At 63.8% G+C, this 1,134-nt stretch carries 1 protein-coding gene; it reads right to left on the bottom strand.

Annotation, left to right across the window (positions count from 1 at the left end):
* Nucleotides 1-120: 120 nt before the first annotated feature.
* Nucleotides 121-1,134: IS66 family transposase (tnpC, locus tag ACOI1H_RS25715; protein ID WP_422441171.1), on the bottom strand; the 1,014-nt coding region annotated here is incomplete at its 5' end.

Here is a 1,134-nt window from a genome sequence, read left to right as displayed (position 1 = left end):
GTATGCGCCGGTTCCGGCCCATTGAGTTTTCGCTTGCGGTCGTAGGCGACCGTTCTTCAGGGTGACATATTCGCCTTCGTGAGCGCACGGAATGAGTTCACTGGGGACTCCCGGATGAGCTCATTGTGAGGGGATGGGGACTGCTGCATAGGCCCATGGCATCAACGCATCGATGTCCTTGTCGAGATGGCCGTTGGCGAGCCTGGTGAAGAGATCACGCAGGTAGGCGTAGGGCTCCACGCCGTTCATCTTGCAGGAGCCGATCAGGCTGGCAAAGCGTGCCCAGGAACGGCCTCCTTCGTCGTGACCGGCAAAAAGCGCGTTGCGGCGGTTCATGGCCGGGCTGCGGATGGCGTTCTCGACCAGGTTGGAGTCCATGTCGACATGGCCGTCCTCAAGGAAAAGCCGGAAGCCATCCTGGCGCCGCAGCATGTATGCAAGTGCTGCGCCGAGGTCGGATTTGCGCGAGATGCGTGCGGCCTGAGCGGCCAGCCAGGCGAAGAACTGATCCACCAGAGGGCGCGACAATTCCTGGCGGACCGCCAGGCGATGGTCGGGGGCTGATCCGCGGATCGCATCCTCGACCTTGTAGAGTGCTGCGATGCGCACCAACGCCTCGTCGACGATGGGCGAGCCCTTTTTCGGCTTGGCCTTGATCAGCTTGCGCCGTCCATGGGCCCAGCAGAAAGCCAACCGTAAGGGTTCGCCGCCCGTGCGCTTTGATGTGGCCAGGTGGGTATAGGCGCCATAGGCATCGACCTGGATCGTGCCATTGAAGCCGGTCAGGATCTCATCGGCATATTCGCCCTTCCGACCGGGGCGATAGTGGAACACCACACCCGGCGGTCCCGGGCCGTTCCAGCCCCGATCATCGCGCAGCACCGCCCAAAGATAACCGGTCTTGGTCTTGCCGCGCCCGGGGTCCAGAACCGGGGCGGTGGTTTCGTCGACATAGAGCCGGGTGCTGCCCTGTTTCAGCAGCACCGCCATGCGGTCCACCACCGGGGTGATCAGCGCCCCGGCCCGACCCATCCAGTCGGCCAACACCGATCGGTCGATTGGCACACCGTGCCGCGCCATGACCACCGCCTGGCGGTTGAGCGGCATGTGCTCGGAATGCTTGGACACGGCGAT

It is taken from the genome of Loktanella sp. DJP18 (genome assembly GCF_049310965.1).
GTDB lineage: Bacteria > Pseudomonadota > Alphaproteobacteria > Rhodobacterales > Rhodobacteraceae > Loktanella.
This window is presented reverse-complemented; position numbering and strand designations above follow the sequence as displayed.